Source organism: Agrococcus terreus (assembly GCF_014645235.1).
Taxonomy (GTDB): domain Bacteria; phylum Actinomycetota; class Actinomycetes; order Actinomycetales; family Microbacteriaceae; genus Agrococcus; species Agrococcus terreus.
Map to the genome: position 1 here is coordinate 728,435 of NZ_BMLM01000001.1, position 22,544 is coordinate 750,978.

15 protein-coding genes are annotated in these 22,544 nt (G+C 67.8%); 13 read left to right on the top strand and 2 right to left on the bottom strand.

Annotated elements, in window-relative coordinates:
* Positions 1-83: 83 nt before the first annotated feature.
* Entirely contained in the window at positions 84-857 is a 774-nt protein-coding gene (locus tag IEW90_RS03610) for a DUF6270 domain-containing protein (protein ID WP_229679471.1), read from the bottom strand.
* Between the two features lie 167 nt (positions 858-1,024).
* On the opposite strand from IEW90_RS03610, the gene wecC reads away from it, so the two are divergent.
* The 9 genes from wecC (at position 1,025) to IEW90_RS03655 (ending at position 13,289) form a co-directional block, all read left to right on the top strand.
* Complete coding sequence (gene wecC / locus IEW90_RS03615) at positions 1,025-2,269, top strand: UDP-N-acetyl-D-mannosamine dehydrogenase (RefSeq protein WP_188716109.1); 1,245 nt, start codon at positions 1,025-1,027, stop codon at positions 2,267-2,269.
* A 42-nt stretch (positions 2,270-2,311) separates the two neighbouring features.
* Entirely contained in the window at positions 2,312-4,564 is a 2,253-nt protein-coding gene (locus tag IEW90_RS03620; protein WP_188716110.1) for a glycosyltransferase family 4 protein, read from the top strand.
* A gap of 138 nt (positions 4,565-4,702) precedes the next feature.
* A complete protein-coding gene (locus tag IEW90_RS03625; protein ID WP_188716112.1) occupies positions 4,703-6,103 on the top strand; it encodes a glycosyltransferase family 61 protein in 1,401 nt (466 codons plus the stop codon).
* A 172-nt stretch (positions 6,104-6,275) separates the two neighbouring features.
* Positions 6,276-7,514, top strand: coding sequence for a glycosyltransferase family 4 protein (locus IEW90_RS03630; RefSeq protein WP_188716114.1), 1,239 nt, complete (start codon positions 6,276-6,278; stop codon positions 7,512-7,514).
* A gap of 70 nt (positions 7,515-7,584) precedes the next feature.
* On the top strand, positions 7,585-8,910 hold the full coding sequence (locus IEW90_RS03635; protein ID WP_188716122.1) for a nucleotide sugar dehydrogenase: 1,326 nt from the start codon (positions 7,585-7,587) through the stop codon (positions 8,908-8,910).
* Positions 8,911-8,934: 24 nt separating this feature from the next.
* Positions 8,935-9,630 carry an acyltransferase gene (locus IEW90_RS03640; protein WP_188716124.1) on the top strand — a complete coding sequence of 232 codons (696 nt, stop codon included), beginning with the start codon at positions 8,935-8,937 and terminating at the stop codon, positions 9,628-9,630.
* Positions 9,627-10,736, top strand: coding sequence for a DegT/DnrJ/EryC1/StrS family aminotransferase (locus IEW90_RS03645; protein WP_188716126.1), 1,110 nt, complete (start codon positions 9,627-9,629; stop codon positions 10,734-10,736). The genes IEW90_RS03640 and IEW90_RS03645 overlap by 4 nt, the downstream gene beginning before the upstream one ends.
* A 2-nt stretch (positions 10,737-10,738) precedes the next feature.
* On the top strand, positions 10,739-11,761 hold the full coding sequence (locus IEW90_RS03650) for a Gfo/Idh/MocA family protein (RefSeq protein WP_188716128.1): 1,023 nt from the start codon (positions 10,739-10,741) through the stop codon (positions 11,759-11,761).
* 121 nt (positions 11,762-11,882) lie between these two features.
* Positions 11,883-13,289: a glycosyltransferase gene (locus tag IEW90_RS03655; RefSeq protein WP_188716130.1), complete on the top strand. Its 1,407-nt coding sequence runs from the start codon at positions 11,883-11,885 to the stop codon at positions 13,287-13,289.
* Positions 13,290-13,311: 22 nt separating this feature from the next.
* Here IEW90_RS03655 and wecB read toward each other — a convergent pair whose 3' ends face one another.
* The gene (gene wecB, locus IEW90_RS03660) at positions 13,312-14,376 is read right to left on the bottom strand and encodes a non-hydrolyzing UDP-N-acetylglucosamine 2-epimerase (protein ID WP_188716132.1); all 1,065 of its coding nucleotides are present in this window, start codon (positions 14,374-14,376) and stop codon (positions 13,312-13,314) included.
* 274 nt (positions 14,377-14,650) lie between these two features.
* On the opposite strand from wecB, the gene IEW90_RS03665 reads away from it, so the two are divergent.
* The 4 genes from IEW90_RS03665 to IEW90_RS03680 all read left to right on the top strand — a co-directional run bounded on the left by IEW90_RS03665 (position 14,651) and on the right by IEW90_RS03680 (position 22,451).
* The gene (locus IEW90_RS03665; RefSeq protein WP_188716134.1) at positions 14,651-16,396 is read left to right on the top strand and encodes a hypothetical protein; all 1,746 of its coding nucleotides are present in this window, start codon (positions 14,651-14,653) and stop codon (positions 16,394-16,396) included.
* Positions 16,397-16,466: 70 nt separating this feature from the next.
* Positions 16,467-17,837 (top strand): glycosyltransferase, encoded by a 1,371-nt coding sequence (locus tag IEW90_RS03670; RefSeq protein WP_188716136.1) that lies wholly within the window; start codon positions 16,467-16,469, stop codon positions 17,835-17,837.
* 56 nt (positions 17,838-17,893) lie between these two features.
* Entirely contained in the window at positions 17,894-19,219 is a 1,326-nt protein-coding gene (locus IEW90_RS03675) for a D-glucuronyl C5-epimerase family protein (protein ID WP_188716139.1), read from the top strand.
* Between the two features lie 256 nt (positions 19,220-19,475).
* Entirely contained in the window at positions 19,476-22,451 is a 2,976-nt protein-coding gene (locus IEW90_RS03680) for a glycosyltransferase (RefSeq protein ID WP_188716141.1), read from the top strand.
* Positions 22,452-22,544 lie beyond the last annotated feature (93 nt).

Below are 22,544 nucleotides of genomic sequence, written 5' to 3' on the forward strand. Positions count from 1 at the left end.
GCGGTCAGGGTAGCCCTCCGGTCGGGCGATGTCAGATCCGGGATGTCACGGAGCGACGCGCAGCGGAGTCGGCGACGAGCTGCTCACTCCGCGGGGCGCAGGGTCGTCAGCCCGTGCTCCTCGCGGAGCTGGCGGAGGATCTCGCGGTAGGCGTCGGGGGAGTAGTGGAACGGCGCGAGCCCCCACCGATGCGAAGGGTCGGCGAGCACCTGGTCGTCGCGGAGGGTGACCATGCGGTGCCCCCGCCGACGCAGCAGGTCGTAGTAGCGGCGGTACAGGGCGTTCGCATCTTTCGCCCGCACGCCCATGCTCCACGGCGACGGCTTGCCCTCGGTCGTGCGCACCGCCCACGGCACCTCGAGCACGACGAGCCGGTCGAGCAGGTCGTGCTCGCGCAGGAACTGCTCGAACGCCTCGACCCGCTGCGACCACAGCGCGAAGTGCTCGTCGGTGCCGAACGCGAGGTGCTCCGCGGCGTCGACCGCCTCGACGACCGCGTCGGCCTTGATCGTGTCGATGCTCCGCGTCACGAATGAGCTGTCGGCGAAGCGGTGCACGCCGTGACGCTCGTCGGCAAGATCCCAGATGATCGCGTCGGTCTCGGTGCCATCGGTCGCGAGTCGCTCGAGGAGCGTCCCTGCGAAGTCAGCACGGATCATGCGCGCCTGAAACTTCGATGGAACACCAAGCTCGCGAGGCAGGTGCTCGGATGCATCCGACCCGGCTGAGAGCAGCGATTGTCGTGCGATGTAACCGACGAGATCGACACCAGCCGACTCCGCGAACTCGACCGTGTCGCGGGCGACGCAACTGCCGTAGACGAGGATCCGCGCGGGGCGGTCGTCGGGTTCTGGCACGGTGCTCCGGACTTTGGGTGGCAAGTCTCCAGGGTAGCGGCCGCTCTTCGAGCTTCACCGCGACGACCTGGGCGACGGCCTGATCACACGAAACCTGTAGGTTCGACGTGCGGGGGCCTCAGCGCCCCCGGTGCCAGCGCTCAGGTCATGCAAGGGATTGCTCGCTTATGGATCACACACAGACAGTCTGCGTCGTCGGCCTCGGCTACATCGGCCTCCCCACTGCTGCGATCCTCGCGTCGCACGGTCACGACGTGATCGGCGTCGACGTCAACCCGCGCCATGTCGACGAGGTCAACGAAGGCCGTGTCCCGTTCATCGAGCCGGACCTCGAGACTGTCGTTGCTGGCGCGGTCGCCCGTGGCCGGCTTCATGCGCAGGCTCACATGCCATGGGCCGACGCCTACATCGTCGCGGTCCCGACCCCCTTCGCCGATACCTACGACGTCGACCCGAGGCACATCAAGGCCGCAGCCGAAGCTATCGCTCCGCAGCTGCGGGGTGGCGAACTCATCATCCTGGAGTCGACGTCTCCTCCTGGCCTCACAGAGCAGATGGGTCAGTACATACTCGACGCGCGCCCCGACCTGACGCTTGAGCCCGGCGAGCACAACACCCTGTACCTCGCGCACTGCCCGGAGCGGGTGCTGCCTGGACGCGTGATGATCGAGATCGTCGACAACGACCGCATCATCGGCGGCGTCACGGACGAGGCGGCGATCAAGGCGCGCGATCTGTACGCGACGTTCTGCAAGGGCGAGCTGCTCATCACGGATGCCCGCACAGCCGAGATGGCGAAGCTGGTCGAGAATTCGTACCGCGACGTCAACATTGCCTTCGCGAACGAGCTCTCTATCATCAGCGATCGCCTCGGCATCGACGTGTGGGAGCTCATCGAGCTCGCCAACCACCACCCGCGCGTGAACATCCTGCAGCCCGGTCCCGGTGTCGGCGGGCACTGCATCGCCGTCGATCCCTGGTTCATCGTCGCGGCTGCGCCGGAGGAGGCGAAGCTCGTCCGCCTCGCGCGCGAGGTCAACGACGCGAAGCCCGACTTCGTGCTCGAAAAAGTCATGTCGAAGGCGGCGAAGTTCCGCGAGCCGGTCATCGCTGCCCTTGGCATCGCGTTCAAGGCCGACATCGACGACCTTCGCGAGTCGCCCTCGAAGGCGATCGTCGAGCGGCTCGCCGGCGAGGTCGAGCACGCGAAGCTGCTCATCGCCGAGCCCAACGTCGACGCGCTACCGTCTTCGCTCGCCGACCGCCCCAACGTCGAGCTCGCTTCGGTTGAGGACGCGATCGAGCGCGCAGACATCGTGCTCGTGCTTGTGGACCACCACGAGTTCAAGACCCTCGACCGCGAGCTGCTCGCGGAGAAGATTGTGGTGGACACGAAGGGGCTCTGGCGCTGAGCGCGCGCTGCTGCCGGTTCGATGAAGCAAAGCGGGGCTAGCGTGAGCACCGCAGCAGACGAAGGTCGAAGCATGAAATCTCGCATCCTGTTCTTCTCGGCCGTGGCGATCGCCTTCGCGGGTGCGGCGCTCGTGATGTTGCTCAGCTGGAGCGAGCCGCTGTCGGCCCGCGCCGTTTCCGCGCTCGCGGTCGCGTCGCTGACGCTCGTGGCCCTGCTCGGGCTTGCAGCCGCTTGGGGTTTCGGCGTGCGCCGGAACGTCAACGAGCGAGCGACGAGGCTCGCCAACGTCGAGCGTCGGATGACGGCGCTGCAGGATCGGATGTTGGCGCTCGGAGCAGCCCAGATCGAGGCGGACTCGTCGACGGCTGTCAAGTCCGAGGTGCGGCAACTGAGGGGACAGGTCGAGACGCTTCGGCGGCTCGGTGATGAGCGTGTCGTCGCTCAAGCGGCGGTGTCGAGCGATCTCGCTGCTTCCGTGCTCGTGCTCGCGCGATCGCATGCTTTGCCCCTTGCCGATCTCTTATCGCCGTCGCAGGCGCTCAACTGCATCCGATCCGCCGTCACGGCACGGCGCATCCTGGATGCGATGCCGTACGTCGATGCGTTTCCGACGGCGCTCCCAGAGCTTGACGACGCAGTTGCGAAGAAGCTGTTCGGCGGCTTGCGTCGCCTGGGCTACTTGAGCCGATCGGTCACGGTCGCGGAAGCGATCGCCGCTCGCTCCGGTGATGCCGCCGATGAGCGTGCGGCCGCGATCTACGCGTCGGAGCTCGCTCTGTACCGTGGCGAGATCGAGCTCGACATTGAGCTGCCCCCGCTCAGGGACGACCCCCGCAGTGACGTGGTGCTCCACCTCGTCGGCAAGGCGCTGCCCGAGACCCAGTCGGGGTATACGCTGCGAACGCAGTACACCGTCGAAGCGCAAAGGCGCGCAGGTATGGAGCCCGTCGTGGTCGCGCAGGCCGGGTCAAGCGAGAGGGTGCTCGATCGCATCGAGACCTACGAGCACGGCGGTATCCCGCATTACCTACTGGCTGGGCCGCAGCGGGGCTCGGTTACTTGGGACGAGTGGCTCCGGGCGAACGTAGTTTCGCTCGCCGAGGTGGTGCGGCACGTGCGCCCGGCTGTCATCCATACGCACTCCGACTTCGTGAACGCGACGATTGCGCTGCCCGTGGCTCGGATGTACGGCATCCCCGTTGTGAACGAGACTCGTGGCTTCTGGGAGGAAAGCTGGCTCTCTCGCGTAGCTGCGGCAGAGGGCTGGGTGGACGTCGATCAGATCGCCGCCCGATATGGAGAGCCCGACATGCACCGGCTCCGAGTAGAGCGCGAAGCAGACACGCGCAGCCGATCCGACGCTGTCGTCACGTTGGCACGCGTGATGCAGGAGCACATCGAGAGGACGGGCGAACGGCTCGGCATGGCCGCTCCGGCGATCAGCATCGCGCCGAACTCCGTGCGAGCCGCCGACTTCCCGGTCGTGGAGCCCGATCACGATGTGCGGGAGACGCTCGGTCTGCCAGTCGGCGGCCTCGTGGTCGGATACGTCTCCTCCATCGTCGAGTACGAGGGCATCGACACACTCATTCGCGGCATGTTCGAGCTCGAGATCGCGATGCGCGCGGCCGGTGCGCTCGAGGCACAGGCGAGCTCCGCCGACCGGGCGAGCGCGGATGCTCTCAGCCTCCCCGAAGAGGCGCTCACCGGCCTCATCGCGCAGCTTCGACTGGTGCATCCGAGCATGCACGACGGCCAGCTGCGGGACGCCGCGGAGGCGCTGGTCGGTGCGGTGCAGCCGTTCTCCGGGACGCCGCTGCACCTGCTCATCGTGGGTGACGGCCTCGAACTCGCCAACCTCCGAGCGCTCGCGAAGGGGCTCGGTTTGAGGAGCGTGCACTTCACGGGTCGAGTCCCGCACGAGGAGGTGCTCTCCTACTACAGCCTGATCGACCTGTTCGTCGTGCCTCGCAAGCACTCAGCGGTGACGGAGCTCGTCACGCCGCTGAAGCCGTTCGAGGCGATGTCGACAGGCCGCCCGTGCGTCTTCTCGGATGTGTCGGCACTCGCCGAGATCGCCCGGGATAGCGGGTGCGTCGCGATGTTTCGCGCGGACGACCATCATGACTTGGCACTCACGGTCGCGCGGCTGCTCAGTGATCCCGAGCAGCTCGAGCAGATGGCGACGGAGGGTGCGCGCTGGGTCCGGGAGGAGCGGACCTGGGACGACAACGCTCGCCGCTACCTCGACGTGTACCGGCGGCTCGGTCTCTGGATGGCTTCCAGTGCGTAGCCGACAGCTGCGCATCCTTGCGGTCGCTCGAGCGGCCGCGTCTTTCGGCGTGCGAGCCGGCAATGGCGAGCGCTGTCATCGATGCAGTGAGCGAGCGCACCGGTTCGACGTCGCGAGGCGACGATGATGTCGCGCCATGTGCACGAGATCGTTCCGTCGGATCGGTTTCACCCCGAGACAGTGAAGCCGTCGGACTGGGGGATCGATCAGGACTGCTTCGTGAGGCTCCACGAGCCGACCACGAACGTCATCCGCGTGCAGCGGTTCGCCGGCGCCGGAGAGAGCGTCTCGTGGCAACATGACGGCAGCGACGATCGGCTCGTCCTCACGTTCCGGCGAGTGGATGCGACCCGCCGACCCGGATCCGCGATCGGCCATCCGCACGCGTGGGTGCCTCGAGGGCTGCGGGGCGCCATGCCGGCGGACATCCTCAACCCAGACGGGGCGCTGCGCGCGAGCGTCCGCCGAGACGTGACGCTGGCGCGCCTCGTGTCGCGCGCTCTGGGGTCCGGGACGCTGACCTCGCGCGGATTCGTCGGGGCTTGGGTCGACGGGGAGCCGGTCGTCGAGGTGCTCGACTTCGCGCTCGGTCGGCAGTATTACCACTTCCGCCCGTCGGTCGATGCCCGTGAGCGGCTGGACGGCCCAGTCATCTACCTCGGAGGCACTCGAAAGGGCTGGGGGCACTTCCTCACCCAGGGCCTCGCTCGCATCTGGTTCGCCCTCGAGCATCCGGAGATCCCCGTCCTGTGGGACGGCTCGCGACTCCTCCCGTACCAGCAGGAGGTCCTCGACCTCATCGGGCTCCGAAATCCGCAGCGGTTCCTCAAGGGCCCGGTGTCGTGCGCGGAGCTCATCATCCCGTTTCCGGGCCTCTGCATCGGGGAGTTCGCGCTGCCCGAGTTCACTCGAGCCATCGGTCGCGTCGAGCCCAGCGCCCAGGTGCCCGGCAGGCGAGTATTCCTGTCCCGCTCCGCCCTGGGCGAGGCTCTCTCCGACGACGAGGTCCGGCTCGACGAGCTGGCGGTCCGCTTCGGCTTCGAGATCTTCCGACCGGAGCAGCACACGGTGCGTGAGCAGCTCGATGCGATGTCGTCCGCGGAAGCGGTCCTCGGCATCGAGGGGTCAGCGTTCCACACCCCGCTCTTGCTGCAGGACCGAGTGCAGACACGATTTTGGGCACTCACTCGGCACCGAGGGGGCTCGGGCGTCTTCGAGCACATCCGGCGCGCGAAGGGCCTCAGGTACGAGACCCTCAACTTCTCGAGGTCGATGCAGCTGGGAGGGCATCGGTCGCCGATCGAGCTCGACGTCGAGGCGCTCGAGGCAGCGTTGCACGCGACGGACGGTCTCACCTCAAGCTTCGAGAGCGTGCGAGACCGCATCGAACGCCCATGGTCAGGGCAGACGTCCTTCGAGACCCATCTGCAGCACGCCCAGGTGCGGCCAAGCCGCTCCGTGGATGTGATCATGCGAGCGCATCTTGCTCTGCACGACAGGGAGCCGGACGTCGCCGCCCTCCTCGCGGCGGCCCTCTGATGGTCGAGGAAGATTCGTGCGGGCGCGCCGCAACGGTTCGGGGCGGGAGGCGACCATCAGAGGGGTCGGCATGGCCGTTGCGTTCCCAAAGGGCTATCGTGTGCTTGACGAATTCTCGCGAAAGGACCGCTGCGTCCGGTGACCATCACGGTGCCGGCGTCCGCCCACATCGATGCAGATCCTCCTCCTGACGCACTACTTCGAGCCCGAGAACGGCGCCCCGCAGCGGCGCTGGAGCGCGCTCATCGAAGGGCTCGTCGCGCAGGGGCACTCGGTCCGAGTCATCGCCCCCGTCCCGCACTACCCGACCGGTCGATCGCCGGCGCAGCTGCGCCCTCATCTTCGACCGGGCGCGACGAGCGTCGGTGTGCACGGCGCCTCGGTGCTCCGAGTGAGCTTCCTCAGGCACAACAGCTCGATCGTCTCGAGGACCGTCGATCACGTCTGGGTGGCATGGCAGAGCGTCCGCGCGGCGATTCGCCTCGTCGAGGCGGGGCTGCTCAGTCCGGATGTCGTCATCGCGACCGCGCCGGGCTTGCCGACGCTGGCGGCGGGACGAGCGGTCGCTCGCCGCCTCGGCATCCCGCTCGTCGCCGAGATGCGAGACGCATGGCCCGACCTGGTCTCGCACACCCCTGGGCTAACAGAGGCGCGCGGGCTGGTGGCTCGGGTCAAGCGGAGCGTGCACGAGGCAGTGACGGGATTGCAACGGGGTGCTGCGACGGTCGTGACGACGACCGAGAGCTTCGCGCGCGTGCTGCGGAGTCGAGGCGTCGACAGCGTCCACGTCATTCGCAACGGCACGCTCCTCGAGCGCTATGCGAGCATCCCTGCGACCGTGCACGACCACGACGAGTTGCGTGTGCTGTACATGGGAACGATCGGGCGGAGCCAGGGGCTCGAGCTGCTCATCCGCGCCGCGGCGCGCGCGCGGGGTCGCGGTCTGCCTGTCGACGTGCGGATCGTGGGCTATGGGGCCGACTTCAAGCACTTGAGCGAGTTGAACGTCTCGCTTGGTTCGCCCGTCGACCTCCGAGGCAAGGTCGACGCCGACGAGGTGTTCGATCACTACGTCTGGGCCGACACGACGGTCGTCTCGCTGCGCGCATGGGAGCCCTTCGAATGGACAGTGCCGTCGAAGCTCTACGAGCTCATGGCGACCGGGAAGCACGTGAGTGCAATGGTCGCTGGAGAGGCTGCGGACCTCGTGCACGCGTCGGGCTGCGGCGACGTCCTGGCGCCCGGTTCGGTCGAGGCGATCGTCGCGCTCTGGGAGCGTCTGCTCGCTGACCGGCAGATGGTCAGCAGCCGCAAGGGAGGGCGCGCGTGGGTAGCTGCGAACGTCGACTACGACATCCTCGCCGAGCGCTACGAGCGAGTGCTCGAAGACGCCATTCGCTCGGGACGCTGAACCGCGCTCCACTCTCGACTATCGTCGAACCTGCGCCTAGTCGCGCACAAAAGCCGTTGGAAGGACCTCCGTGAGAGTTGCCGTTGTCGCCTTGGGCAAGATCGGACTGCCGCTCGCGGTGCAGTTCGCCGATGCAGGGCACGAGGTCATCGGGGTCGATGTGAACCCCCGTCAGGTTGCGTTGATCAATCAGGCCCTCGAGCCATTCCCCGGTGAGGCGCTCCTGCAGGACAAGCTCTCCGAGCTTGTCCCGGCCGGGAGGCTTCGCGCCACCACCGACTACGCCGAGGCGATCCCCGGGGCGGACGCGGTCGTGATCGTGGTGCCGCTGTTCGTGGACGACGCCACGTGGGAGCCGGACTTCGCGTGGATGGATGCCGCGACCCGATCGCTCGCAGAGCACCTCACTCCCGGCACCCTGGTCTCCTACGAGACCACGCTTCCCGTGGGAACGCTGCGCACCAGGTTCGTGCCGATGATCGAGGAGATCTCTGGGCTGAAGGAGTCCGAGGGGTTCTTCGCCGCTTTCTCGCCGGAGCGGGTACTGACCGGTCGCGTGTTCGAGGACTTGCGCAAGTACCCCAAGCTCGTCGGCGCACTCTCCGAGGCTGGCTCGGCTCGAGCGCGGGACTTCTACGAGTCGGCTCTGACCTTCGACGAGCGGCCCGACCTGCGGCGCCCGAACGGAGTGTGGGACCTCGGGTCGCCCGAGGCGTCCGAGCTGGCCAAGCTCGCCGAGACCACGTACCGAGATGTGAACATCGCGCTGGCGAACGAGTTCGCCCTCTTCGCGCAGGACCACGGGATCGATGTGTACCGGGTCATCGAGGCGTCGAACTCCCAGCCCTATTCACATATCCACCGACCCGGCATCGCCGTTGGCGGCCACTGCATCCCCGTTTACCCCAGGCTGTACCTGTCCACCGACCCTGATGCGACGACGGTCCGGACCGCGCGCACCCTCAACGCCTCGGTCCCGGCCTTCCTCGTGCAGCGGGCCGCGAGTCTGCTCGGCTCGCTGTCGGGGCTGAGGGCGGTGGTGCTCGGCGCTTCCTACCGGACAGGGGTCAAGGAGACCGCCTTCTCCGGCGTGTTCCCGGTCGTGGAGGCGCTGCGGGAGCAGGGCGCCGAGGTCGCGGTCCACGACACCTACTACGACGACGATGAGATCGCGGGCTTCGGCTGGGCGCCCTACCGCGTCGGCGATCCGGCCGACCTGGTGATCGTCCAGACCAACCATCCGGAGTATGCGCAGTTGTCCGCGAGCGATGTTCCTGGCGTCAAGCTCCTCGTGGACGGGCGCAACATCACCACTGCCGAGTACTGGGCAGGCACCCCCCGCCTCGTCCTCGGCGACGGCTCCGCCTCCACCCACGAACAGGCTGATCGGGCCTGAGGTCGTGCGGAAGAGCGACGATCGATGAACGGACCTGGAGTCCCTCCCAACGCTCGTGCCTACCGGGTCGCCCCGGGTGCCGACATCGCTGATAGCGCGATCATCGGCGCCCGCAGCTCCGTGTGGCACCTGGCGCAAGTGCGCGAGCATGCACGGCTCGGCACCGACTGCGTGGTCGGCCGGGGCGCCTACGTCGGGTCCGGCGTGCAGATGGGCAACGGCTGCAAGGTGCAGAACTACGCGCTCGTGTATGAGCCCGCGAGGCTTGCCGACGGTGTCTTCGTCGGCCCGGCCGCGGTCTTCACCAACGACCACTTCCCGCGCGCGGTCAACCCCGATCTCACCGCGAAGTCAGCCTCCGACTGGGAGCCCGTCGGCGTGACGTGCGAGATAGGAGCCTCGATCGGGGCCCGTGCGGTCTGCGTCGCCCCGGTGACGATCGGCGCCTGGGCGATGGTCGCCGCCGGCGCCACCGTGGTGAAGGACGTCCCGCCGCACGCGCTCGTGGCAGGCGTGCCCGCCCGCCGCCTGGGGTGGGTCGGCCGCTCCGGGGCGAGGCTTGTCGCGGCCGCGGACGGCAGCGACGCCTGGACGTGTCCCACGACGGGGGAGCGCTACATCCCCGACGACTCGACAGGCGGGCTGCTGCTCGCCTCATCGCCGCGCTCGGTAGCGCCGCGCGCGAGCGCCCACGACGATCAGGACGGACCCGCAGCATGACCAGTGAACTGACCATGATCCCTCCGGCGAAGCCGGTCATCGGGCAGGAGGAGCGGGATGCGGTGGACCGCGTCCTCGCCTCGGGCATGGTGGCGCAGGGGCCGGAGGTCGCGGCGTTCGAGCAGGAGTTCTCCGCGGCGCTCGCCGGTGGCCGCGAGGTGGTCGCGGTGAACTCGGGCACCTCCGGGCAGCACCTGGGGATGCTCGCGCTGGGGCTGCAGCCCGGCGACGAGGTGATCGTCCCGTCGTTCACCTTCGCGGCGACCGCGAACACGGTCGCGGTGTGCGGCGCGACGCCGGTGTTCGTCGACGTGGATCCCGAGACGTTCACGATCGATCCCGCGGCGATCGAAGCGGCGATCACGGAGCGCACGGTCGGCATCCAGCCGGTGCACCTGTACGGGCACCCGGCGCCGATGGACCGGATCCTCTCGATCGCGCAGGAGCACGGCCTGTGGGTGTTCGAGGATGCGGCGCAGGCGCATGGTGCGACGTGGCAGGGTGCTCAGGTCGGCACGTTCGGGCAGGGCGGCATGTTCTCGCTGTACCCCACGAAGAACATGACCTCCGGCGAGGGCGGGATGGTCTCGTGCGCGTCGCCCGAGCTCTCCCGCCAGGTGCGGCTGCTGCGGAACCAGGGCATGGAGAAGCAGTACGCGAACGAGGTCGCGGGGTTCAACAACCGCATGACCGACATCCACGCGGCCATCGGGCGTGTGCAGCTCGGCAGGCTACCGGGCTGGAACGCGACGCGGCAGAAGAACGCGGCCTTCTTCGACGCGAACCTGCAGGGCGTGGTGACGCCCGTGGTGCGCGACGAAGCTTCGCACGTCTACCACCAGTACACGATCCGGATCGAGGGCGCATCCGCTGAGGAGCGCGACGCCTTCGCGACCGCGCTGCGGGAGGAGCACCGGGTGGGGTGCGGCGTGTACTACCCGACCCCCGTGCACCGGCTCGCGACCTTCCGCTCCGAGGCGGATCTCCCGGTGACGGAGGTGCTGGCCCGAGAGGTGCTCTCGCTGCCGGTGCACCCGAGCCTGTCCGAGGGCGATCGCGAGCGGATCGTCGCGGCCGTCAACGACGTCGCGAAGGCAGGTGCGTGAGCATGGCGAAGGACCTCAGGGCCGGGCTCATCGGTCTCGGCATGATGGGGCGGCATCACGCCCGCATCCTGCAGGGGCTCGACGGCGTGGAGCTGGTCGCCGTCTCGGACGCCCAAGGCGATCCGCACGGCGCTGCTCCCGGTCTCGACGTGCTGCCGGATGTGCAGTCGCTCATCGCCGCGGGCGTCGACTACGCGGTCGTCGCGGTGCCCACGCAGTTCCACCGCGACGTCGCGCTGACCCTCGCGGAAGCGGGCATCCACACGCTGGTGGAGAAGCCGCTCGCCTTCGACGTTGAGGAGGCCGAACAGATCGCCGAGGCCTTCGAGAGGGCCGGCCTTGTCGGAGCGGTCGGCTACATCGAGCGGTACAACCCGGCGCTGCAGGAGATGCGGAAGCGCATCGCCGACGGGCAGCTGGGGGAGATCTACCAGATCGCCACGCGCCGTCAGGGCGTGTTCCCCGCCCGGATCCGCGACGTCGGGGTGGTCAAGGACCTCGCCACCCATGATCTCGACCTCACGGCGTGGGTCGCGCAGTCCCAGTACGAGACGGTGTCAGCGGCGGCCACTCGCCGCTCCGGCCGCGAGGACGAGGACATGGTGTCGATCGCCGGCGTGCTCGTCGACGGGACGATCACGAGCCACCTGGTGAACTGGCTGTCGCCGTTCAAGGAGCGGATGACCGTGGTGACGGGCGAGAAGGGCGCGCTCGTGGGCGACACCATCAACGCGGATCTCACCTTCCACGCCAATGCGGAGGCCGCCACCAACCTGTGGGAGCCGATGGCCTCGTTCCGCGGCGTCAGCGAGGGCGACGCAGTGCGCTACTCGCTGCGCCGCACCGAGCCGCTCGCCGCCGAGCACGAGAGCTTCCGCGATGCGGTCCTCGGCGACAGCTCGAACATCGTCACGATGCGCGAGGGGCTGCACACCGTGCACGCCGTCGAAGCGGTCCTGGAATCGGCTCGGACGGACAGCACCGTCGGCCTGGCCCGGTTCGCCGGAGCCACCACGACGCCCTGATCGGGCGACCGTCGAGGCCCGCGACGCGGGCGTGCGACAGCGCGAGCAGATTGCGACACCGATGACCGAACTGCCTTCCCGGCCCGAGCCCCGGAGCGGGCTCCGAGCCGTCGTCGTCGCCATGAAGCCGCAGATCGCGGGTAGGATCCGGCGCAACATCCTGACGCTCCTCGAGCTCGGCTTCGAGGTGACCGTGGTCAACTCCACGCCGCGCCCGGACTTCTTCCAGGGTCTCGAGCACCCCCGGTTGAGCGCCGACTTCGTGGAGGTTCGGTCGTTGGCCGTCCGCTACCAGGCCCGCATGACGCGCAAGAAGGACGAGCGGCAAGCCAGGTGGGAGCGGGAGAAGGAGCGGCGCGCCCAGAGCCTTCGCGCACCGGCACCGGACGCGCCCGGATGGATGAAGGGCGAGCTGCCCTGTGCCGAGACCATCTACCGGGCATGGACCTCTAAGCGGGTCCGCCAGGTCAGGAAGGAGTTCGATGCCGCTCGGAGGAAGGCCGACCGGCGCGCCACCAAACTGCTCAGGTCGACCCGCCGGAAGCGCGACCTGACGATCCGCGACCAGCTGAAGCAGATCCACCTCGTGAATCGCTTCGTCGAGTTCTGGCGGCTCTCGCCTGATCGGATCGCCGAGCACCGGCCGGATCTCGTGGTGAGCTCCGACCTGCCGGGTCTCGTCGGCGCGAGCATCGCCGCCCGACGGCTCGGGGTCCCGCACTTGCACGACTGCCATGAGCTCTACCTCGAGAGCACGACGCTACGGCCCTTCGAGAAGAAGGTGCTCGAGCCGGTCGAGAAGGCGTACATGAGGCGGGCGGATGCCGTCGTCGTCGTCAACGAGACGATCCGCGACGAGTACGAGCGGCGCTACGGTGTCCGAGGGACCGTGCTCCGGAACGCGGCTCCCGCCGTCCCGGAGAAGGTGCGAGCCGATCCCGTCGACCTCCGCGCACGGGCAGGCATCCCCGAGAGCTCGAATGTGGTCCTCTACCAGGGCGGGCTCGTGCCGGGGCGCGGGCTCGACGTCTGCGTCCGCGCGGCCACCGGCTTCGCCGACGGAGTGCACCTGATCCTCATCGGCAGGGGGAAGTCGCTCGACGAGCTCACCGCTCTCGCCCACGAGCTCCGCGTGACCGATCGCGTCCACTTCCTGCCCGCGGTGGAGCCGGCCGAACTGCCGGCGTACACGGCCGCCGCCGATGTCGGCGTCATCCCGTACCAGCCGGTGTCGCGCAACAACGAGTACGCGCTGCCCAACAAGGTCTTCGAGTACACCGGTGCGGGGATCCCGTTCGTCGCCGCCGACCTGCGGGAACTCCGCCGCGTCGCGACGACGGCGCGTTGCGGCGAGGTCTACGACCCCTTCGACTCCGAGGCGCTCGCGGCAGCGGTGGGTGCAGTGCTGGATGGGGACGCGTACTCGACCTACCGACGGAATGCGGTGGCGTTCGGTCGGGAGAATACCTGGGAGACCGAGCGGACGATCCTCGTCTCCGAGATCGAGCGCCTCACCGCCCGCGGATGATCCGCCCGTCTGCGAGCGCGGCTCAGGCGCGGTCGACGAGCGCCGCGACGCTGCGCGCGGCGGCCCTCCCGTCGCCGTAATGCGGCGCGCGTGCCGCGGTGGGGGCGGGGCGCATGACGGCGCCGGCCAGAGCGGCCGGATCCGCGACGAGCTGGTTCCAGCCGTCCTCGAGCGTCTCGACCCACTCGGTCTCGGTGCGTACGGTCGAGCAGGGCGTGCCGAGGAGGTAGGCCTCCTTCTGCAGGCCGCCTGAGTCGGTGACCACGGCGCGTGCGCGCTTGACCGCGTTGACGAGATCGGGGTACGCGACCGGGGCACCGACGTGGACCGCGCCGCCCACCAGCTCGATGCCGGCCTCCTGCGCCTTAGCCACGAGCCGGGGGTGCGCGAAGAGCGCCACCGGCATCGCAACCGCCTGGAGCGACTCAATGATGTCCCGCAGCCGCTCCGGGGAATCGGTGTTGTCGGCGCGGTGGATGGTCGCGACCGCGAAGTCCCCTGTGGGGTCGATCCCGGCGGGCAGGGCGAGCTCGGTGCTTTGGACGGAGGCTGCGACTCGCAGGCAGACGTCGGTCATGACGTCGCCCGTGACGAGGGTGCGATCGGCGAGGCCCTCGTCGGCGAGGTGCTGACGAGCGACCTCGGTGGGCGCGAGCAGCAGATCTGCGGCGTGGTCCGTGACGACGCGGTTGTGCTCCTCGGGCATGCGTCGGTTGAACGAGCGCAGTCCGGCCTCGAGGTGCGCGACCTTGAGATGCATCTTCACGGCGGAGAGCGTCCCGGCGAGGGTCGAGTTCGTGTCCCCGTAGACGAGGGTCCAGTCGGGGAGGTGCTCCTCGAGCACCTCGTCCATGCCCGCGAGCATCGCGCCGGTCTGGCGGCCGTGGGAGCCGGAGCCGATGGCGAGGTTCACGTCCGGAGCCGGGATCCGCAGGTCCGCGAAGAAGACGTCGCTCATGGCGGTGTCGTAGTGCTGTCCGGTGTGGACGATGACGTGCTCGACGTCGTCCCGCTGCGCGACCGCGTCGGCGATCGCGGCGAGCTTGACGAACTGCGGGCGGGCGCCCACGACTGACAGGATCTTCATCGGGTGAACCTCTCGAGAAGCGAAAACGACGTCGTCATGAAGAAGACGCGAAGCGGCACATGTCCATTTTTGCCCATGATTGGCTCTTCAGCCTCGCGCCGCTCCGCCGCGCGGTCGCCCGCGGTAAGACGAGGAGCGCCGACGCTAGCTGCAGCCCCTGTGGCGGCTTCGCTCCGCGCCATTTCCCCGCCGCGCATCATTCCTGCCGTATGGTCGGCATTCGGAACCCGGTCTTCGACGGACGGCGGGAACCCGAGGGAAGAGGCGAGGTTTCTTGAACATCAATTTCGGCGTGGCTGCGATCTCAGAGCGCGGCCGATCCCTTCTAAGCCCGTTGTGGGATGCCGCGATGCGCATGGCTGGCGAGGCGTACGACATGCATCGTGCCATCGTGGAGAAGACCGAGCGGCGGGCAGTCGTCAACGCGCGCTCACTCGAGGAGACCTGGCAAGCACCGACCTGGCTCGAGGACGAGCACGGCGTGCTGGCGCTCTCGCAGCCCCCGGTGTCGTTCGTGACCGACGTGGGCCAACCCGCATGGTCGGCGTGGGCGCTGGCGACGCTTCGGAGCGATGAGGGGCGTCGCGGCGTTCACCCGGGCTACACGGGCATCTCCCTCTGGCGTGATGGGGGGATGGAGATGTGGTGCGACGTCTTCGGCTTCTCGCGCAACTACATCGTGCAGAACCACGACTTCGTCGCGGTCGGCAACCACATCGGCATGGTCTCGCTGTTCTCGTCCGACCGGCTCGAGGTCGATCAGTTCGGTGCCGACGTCCTGTCGCAGGTCGGATTCTGGCCGTTAAACAACTCGCCGATCAAGAGCGTCCGTCGGCTGGGGCCGGCTGAGGTCGTCGCCATCGGCATGCACGACGAGGTCTCGCGGCGGAGCTACGCGACGGAGGAGGAGTTCTTCGGATACGGGGACCCCGGCCCCGACCTCGACTCGGTCGCGGCGTCGCTGGCGCTCTCGACCTCGAATGCGGGAGCCCTGATGGTGAGCGTCCCGACCATCCATCTCTCCGGAGGCCAGGACTCTCGGCTGACCGCTGCGGCTTGGATCGCTGGCGGGCGGCCCGGGCGGCTCAGCACGGTCGGCAATCTGCAGGGGGAGACCGACGTCGCAACCTCTCTGGTGGGCGCCCTGGAGGCGGAGAAGTCGCTGACGGCGAGAGGTCTCACGCACCGGATCACGACGACCAACCCGAAGCGCACGGCCACGTTCTCCATCGAGGAGCGTCTGGTGGCCGGTCTCCGGCAATGGGACGGCGACTTCGCACCCGGCAACCTTCGAGCACCGATCGTACGGCCTCCGCGCAAGAGCGTCCTGACGATCGGGGGTGGCAACGGCGAGATCATGCATCCGATGTACTACGGCAACGAGCGGATCTTGAGCCTCGTCCGTGCCATGGATCATCCTGTGCTCCGCATCTCCAAGGCCTTCGCCCCGCGATACAACGTCACACGCGTCGCGGAGAGCACGCAGGGCTTCCTGGAAGACAGGGCGCAGTTCATGCGCGGCATCGGCCAGAATGATGCGACGGCGCTCAACGTGTTCCAGATGATGTCGAAGTATCGACGGTGGCTGAACTCGCAGCTGACCGGCACCTCCTTCGTGCTCTTGGCCAATCCTCTCTTCGTGCGGGCGGCGATGTCGCTCACACCGGAACAGAGGCTCGAGCGCTTCATGCAGGGAGAGATGGCGAGGAGGCTGGTGCCGCAGTGGGAAGGGCATGCCTACTACAAGGCGTCTCCGGGTGACTTCAAGCAGTCCGACATCGTGCAGGACAGCCGGATCTGGAAGACATCGCCAGGGTCGATGGAGCGGATGCTGCAGGACGACGAGGCGTGGAAGATGTGGTTCGACGAGTCACTGATGCTTGCGCTGCAGGAGGAGGTTCGGTCGGGGAACGGTGCGACTGTCCACGAATCCACACTGTCGAAGGCTTTCGTGGTGAACGGTCTGCCTTCACACGTGGGCGCGCTCGAGGGGGTCAGGCGCGGCCTCTGGGATCACTGATCCTGACGGCTTCCGGGTGCGGCTGTATGATCGGAAGCGGTGACCAGGTCGGCCCCGATCTGCGTGCGCCATGACGAGAAGAGATCAGAACATGCGTATCGCGGCTGTCGTACACAACGAGGTTCGGCACGACGCGAGAGTACTCAAGAGTGCCTCGACGATGAAGGCCCGGGGGCACGACGTTCGCTTGTTCGGACTCACCGCGGGTGAATCGGAGAGCTTCTCGCTCCCCAATGGGATCCCCGTACGACTCGAGCATCGAGACCTCTCGGACCGGACCCCGAGAATCGTTCGTGAGCAGCTCCCGAGGGGGCGCGACAGCGCGATCTGGACATCGTTCCGGATCCAGGGCGAGACGGTGTTCCAGGCTGTGAAGGCCGAATTCGTTCCGGACATCGTGCACATCCATGATCACCTCGCTCTCGCGGCAGCAGGCCTCTACAAGGAGGCGTTCGACTGTCCGTTGATCTGGGATGCGCACGAGATCTACGAGGACCTCGCCAGCATCGAAGATGTTCGCGCTGTGGTGAACGCTCGGATCATCGAGCAGAACGCCGGCCATGTCGACGGCTTCGTCACGCTCAACCGGAGCATCGCTCAGTTCTACCGGGAGCAGTACGCCTCACTTCCGGAAGCAGTGCTGGTGCCGAACGCTGTCGAACGAGTCGCCCAGACGAGCTACGACGGCCGTCTGCACGCTGCGGCTGGAGTCGAGCCTGGTCAGAAGATCCTGCTGTTTCAGGGTGGGTTCTCGCCGCACCGAGGCATTCCAAACCTGCTGGAGGCAGCGGCGCTCCTCGACGAGCAGTGGACGGTCGTCTTCATGGGATGGGGCAAGCTCGAAGAGGAGATCCGCGCTGTCGCGGAGGAGACCTCGTCGCGCCCAGCCGGGCGGCCTCGGGTGGCGATCGTGCCTGGAGCTCCCCAAGACGAACTGCTGAGCTGGACTGCCGGCGCCGCTCTCGGCGCCATCCCCTACGAGAACACCGGACTCAATCACCTCTACTGCTCACCGAACAAGCTCTGGGAGTACCCGGCAGCGGGAGTGCCGATCCTCGCCACCGACATGCCCGAGATGAAGCACAAAATCGAGACGCATGGGATTGGTTTCACGGTGGGCCGCGAGCTCGACCCGCGTGAGATCGCCGCCAAGGTCAACGCGCTCACGGATGACGAACTCGCAACCCTTGCTCTCAACTGCGGGAGCTTCGCGGACGTCGACAACTGGCAGCGCTATGAGTCGCGCCTTGAGGGGCTGTACGCGAAGCTCGCCGGACCGCCGACCCTCGATGAACCGAGGCGCGCGCACGATGCTGCTGTCCCGACTGCCGGAGATGGCCGGGGCGCCCCGGAGGATCTCCCAGGCGATTCTCCGGCACGGGAAGAGGGGCTGCTGCAGAGGGTGTCGGCGGGCATCGCGCGACTCTTCACCGGGAAGTAGGAGTCGATGTCGAACGTGGGAGTCCGCATCTGCGGCGACGTCGCCGGAGGACGCGTGTGAACGACGAGAAGATCTACATCACCAACGAAGCCGAGGTCGGGTTGCCTCCGTTGCAGCTCGCTCGCAAGGCGGTGTGGGACTACTACCGCATCGAGTTCCTGCCGAGCGGGTATCCGGGGCGGCGGACCGATGACGTTCTCTACGCCCACCCGATCTACGGGCCGTACGTGATCGCCGACTACGTCGCGCAGTATCGTTCGACGGGCGATCAGGCATACCTGGACGCCGCATGCAGGGTCGCCGACGCGGCGGTCGCGCAGATGACCGAGATCGGCGGGGGGCTCGCGTTCGTCTACAGCCCCGAGTCGACGAGGGTCTCCAGTCGCATGCGGCCGTTCTACAGCGGGTTGACGCAGGCCCGGTATGTGGATGTGTTCACCAAGCTCCTCGCTCAGCCAGGCACCGATCGGTTCCACGAACCGCTCGCGAAGATCCTCGACAGCTTCCTCGTCTCGACCGAGGAGGGTGGCGTCGCGCGCTTCACGAAGGGTGGAGGTCTGATCATCGAGGAGTACCCGGGCGAGGCCCCGGATTGCACGCTGAACGGATGGACGACGGCGACGGTCATCCTGCGCGACTACGCCCGCGCGAACGATGACGAGCAGGCTTGGGACCTGTTCCGGCAGTCCGTGAAGGGCATCGAGGACCTTATCTCCCTGTTCGACGCGCCGGACTACGCGAGCTCGCGCTACAAGCTGAGCGGGCGGGCGACGTTCAAGCTCACCGCTCTCGACACCGACCTGGAGCTCACCGCTGCGGCCGTGGAGATGCCGGGGAGCGGCACCTATGCGGGCAGCCGTGCTGGGGATGCCGCGGGCGAGGTCGTTAAGGATGGGCCGAAGCGTATCGGCTCAGGCCGATCCGTCTCGGTGAACCTCCTGCTCAGCCGAGTCACGTGGCCTGCGCCCAACAGAATCCACTTGAGCGTCCGCGCCGACGGCGCGGGCACTCTGCGGACCGAGATCGGGGACGCCGTCTACGAGCCTCTGACGAGTGTGCTTCCGGTCCGCTTCCACCACCACATCGCTGATGTCGAGGTGGTCGACGGGGACAACGAGCTCGACATCGAGGTGCCCTGGGTGCACGCCGAGCATGTGGCGTACCCGACCAACTTCGGCAAGAAGATCGCCGGACGGCAGGTGAATCAGTACCACTGGATCCATGTCGACACCTTGGCGAAGATCGCCGAGGAGACCGGCAGCGACATCCTCCGCTACTACCGGGATCGCTGGGCGAAGGGCCCTTCGAGATGGGCAGACCTGCCCGGCTACCAGGACGAGCGCATCATGCTCGAACGCTTCGATCCGAAGAAGCACAAGTAGGGGTGCCCCGAGCCCGTGCAAGGACTTGAGTGGAGGATGCGGCCGCTGTTCAAGGGTCGCGAAACGACATCGGGATGGTGTGCCGATTCAGGGTTGGGGCGCGCGAGTCCGGACCCGGGCCTGCCGCCTGTGGTGCGCAGGACTATCGGATCCGGTTGAGCGTGGGTTCTGTCGGACGTGACAAGGAAAAGAAGATCCGTACTAGCAGCGATGAGGACGTGAGATTCGTTTGGTTGCCTCGCACGACTCGGCCGACATGAGCAGCCACGGGCCCGCCCGGGATGACGCAGCCGACATCCCGTTCGATCACCACGGGGTGGCGCCGAAGGTCTCGGCTTCCAGCCACGGTTCCGGTGCCTTGGGATTGGTCGATCGTGACGCGGGGCCCGCGACCCGAGTGAGTGTGCTCGAGGAGCGGCTGCAACGGGCCGAGGGTCGGTTGCAGCGGTCCGCGGAACGCCTGCAGCGGTCCGAGGAGCGGTTGCAGCAGGCCAGGGCTGGCCTGGAGAGGATGCGCTCGTTGCGGGACGCGGCGGCGTCGCGGGGCGCCCAGGCGCGTGAACAGCTGACCGCGTTGCAGGCGTCGGCGCGGGAGACGGTCGCGCAGTTGAGGGCGGAAAAGGCCTCTCTGCGTGAACAGGTTCGGCAGCAGCACGCGTCCTCCTCGTCGTTGCTGGCGGAGAACAAGGCGCTGCGCAAAGAGGTCGCGGCGTCCGCGGCTGGGGTCGGTGCGCTCGAGGGGCGCCTGCAGCGGTCCGAGGAGCGGTTGCAGCAGGCCAGGGCTGGCCTGGAGAGGATGCGGTCGTTGCGGGACGCGGCGGCGTCGCGGGGCGCCCAGGCGCGTGAGCAGCTGACCGCGTTGCAGGCGTCGGCGCGGGAGACGGTCGCGCAGTTGAGGGCGGAAAAGGCCTCTCTGCGTGAACAGGTTCGGCAGCAGCACGCGTCCTCCTCGTCGTTGCTGGCGGAGAACAAGGCGCTGCGCAAAGAGGTCGCGGCGTCCGCGGCTGGGGTCGGTGCGCTCGAGGGGCGCCTGCAGCGGTCCGAGGAGCGGTTGCAGCAGGCCAGGGCTGGCCTGGAGAGGATGCGGTCGTTGCGGGACGCGGCGGCGTCGCGGGGCGCCCAGGCGCGTGAGCAGCTGAACGCGTTGCAGGCGTCGGCGCGGGAGACGGTCGCGCAGTTGAGGGCGGAGAAGGACTCTCTGCGTGAACAGGTTCGGCAGGAGCACGCGTCCTCCTCGTCGTTGCTGGCGGAGAACAAGGCGCTGCGCAAAGAGGTCGCGGCGTCCGCGGCTGGGGTCGGTGCGCTCGAGGGGCGCCTGCAGCGGTCCGAGGAGCGATTGCAGCAGGCCAGGGCTGGCCTGGAGAGGATGCGGTCGTCGCGGGACGCGGCGGCGTCGCGGGGCGCCCAGGCGCGTGAGCAGCTGACCGCGTTGCAGGCGTCGGCGCGGGAGACGGTCGCGCAGTTGAAGGCTGAACTGGTCGCTGTTCGAGAGCGCGCTCGCGCGGAGCAGGCCGAGATGCGCGAACAGGTCCAGGCTGCGAAGGCGTCCTCCTCGTCCCTCGCGGTGGAGCTCGTTGCGATGCGCAAGGAGATGGCCGCTCTGACGAAGCAGCGCTCCGCGCTCGAGGGTCGTGTGGAGCGCTCTGAGGGCCAGCGCGAGCAGGTCAGGGTTGCTCTGGAGAAGATGCGGGTGCAGCGCGATGCGGTGGCGTCGCGGCACGCGTTGGTTCGCGAGGAGCTGACCGCACTGCAGACCTCGACTCGGGAGGCGGCGGCGAGGTGGAAGGCCGAAGCGGCAGAGCTTCGGGCGCAAGTGCGCGCCGAGAAGGCCTCCTCGTCGTCATTGTTGGCCGCGAACACGAAGCTGAAGAAGGGGGCGGCAGCGGCGGCGACCCGGATCGGTGCGCTCGAGACCAAGGTGCAGCATTCCGAGGAGCGGTCGCAGCAGACGAGGGATGCACTGAAGAAGTCCCGCGACGGTGCGGCCGAGAAGCAGGGAGTCCTGGTCGAGCGGCTCGCTGTGTCGAGGGAGCGGATCGCGTCGCTGGGTTCGCTCTGGACCAGCGCACGGAGATATGCCGCGCTGTACCGCCAGGGGCTTCTCTACGACGAGATCTCGAATGCAGACATCGATCTGAGCGCAGACACCTATCTGTGCCTGTTGCCGAGCACCGTACCGGCAGCGATGACCCTGAACCGGATGCACGGAGGTGGCGCGAGGATCATCTGCGATGCCGTCGAGAACGTCGAGGTGCACAAGCACTCCCTCGCTCCGAACCTGCACCCGCCGACCTTGGACCTGGTGAACCTCGGCGCTTACGGCGCGCTCACGCAGGTGGACGGGATCATGACGGTCAGCAACTCCGTGGCGAAGACCCTCTCCCGCTTCGGTCCGCCCGTCCGGCTCCAACCCAACTATCGTCGCTACGAAGAGCCGGCTCCCGCGGGCGGCCTGAGACGGCGGCTGGGCCTCGATGCGGAATCGACGCTCCTCGTGACGACCGGCAACGTCGTCAAGGGCTTCGACACCGTGATCGACGCTCTGGCGCTCCTCCCGCCGACCGTCCACCTGGTCGCGTTCGTGAAGATGAGCCCGCCGCCGTACGAAGCGAGCATGCGCGCCTACATCGAGAGCAGGGGTCTCTCGGGGCGTGTTCATGTCCTGGGCTTCGTGCCGTACGACGAGCTGGCGGGGGTGCTCTCGGAAGCCGACCTCGGCCTGATCACGTTGGATCCAGAGAACCCGAACCACTCGGTGTCACTGCCGAACCGCGTCTTCGACTTCACGACTGCCGGCCTGCCGTTCGTAGTGCCGCCGCTCGCCGAGATCTCCGCCCTCGTGGAACAGCACCGCTGCGGTGCTGTCATACCGGAGGTCTCCGCGGAAGCATGGGCAACGACCATCCGGGAGGTGCTGTTGAACATCTCCGACTACCGGGATGCCATGCGCATCGCTCGGAAGAAGCTGACCTGGGAGAGTCACGACGACGGTCTCATCGAGTTCCTGGGGAATCCGAAGTCAGTGACGCTCCTCGGCTTCCGCGACCTGTCTCGATACCAACGCTTCCTCCGCGTCACCGACTCGCTCACACAGCGCGGCATCCACGTCAAGGCTGCCTTCTTCTCCGAAGATCCATTGCCGCTGAAGAACAAGGATGCTGAGTTCTACTACTTCTCAGATCGATACGGCAAGTCACCCGGGCTCAAGCGAGTCCCTTCGGTGGGTGCCTGAAGCGTTGGAGCGACCGCTCTGTGACTCGGAGAGAGTCGCCGACCTCTGCAGGTCCTGTCTTCCGGCTCCGCAGGGTGCGACGTGGCCGCTGCC

What these genes read in the sequence shown, in the direction of transcription:
- IEW90_RS03670 (WP_188716136.1), top strand. Translation starts at nt 16,467, where the DNA reads ATGACGAGAAGAGATCAGAACATGCGTATCGCGGCTGTCGTACACAAC.
- IEW90_RS03630 (WP_188716114.1), top strand. Translation starts at nt 6,276, where the DNA reads ATGCAGATCCTCCTCCTGACGCACTACTTCGAGCCCGAGAACGGCGCC.
- wecC (WP_188716109.1), top strand. Translation starts at nt 1,025, where the DNA reads ATGGATCACACACAGACAGTCTGCGTCGTCGGCCTCGGCTACATCGGC.
- IEW90_RS03655 (WP_188716130.1), top strand. Translation starts at nt 11,883, where the DNA reads ATGAAGCCGCAGATCGCGGGTAGGATCCGGCGCAACATCCTGACGCTC.
- IEW90_RS03645 (WP_188716126.1), top strand. Translation starts at nt 9,627, where the DNA reads ATGACCAGTGAACTGACCATGATCCCTCCGGCGAAGCCGGTCATCGGG.
- IEW90_RS03680 (WP_188716141.1), top strand. Translation starts at nt 19,476, where the DNA reads ATGAGCAGCCACGGGCCCGCCCGGGATGACGCAGCCGACATCCCGTTC.
- IEW90_RS03640 (WP_188716124.1), top strand. Translation starts at nt 8,935, where the DNA reads ATGAACGGACCTGGAGTCCCTCCCAACGCTCGTGCCTACCGGGTCGCC.
- IEW90_RS03650 (WP_188716128.1), top strand. Translation starts at nt 10,739, where the DNA reads ATGGCGAAGGACCTCAGGGCCGGGCTCATCGGTCTCGGCATGATGGGG.
- wecB (WP_188716132.1), bottom strand. Translation starts at nt 14,376, where the DNA reads ATGAAGATCCTGTCAGTCGTGGGCGCCCGCCCGCAGTTCGTCAAGCTC.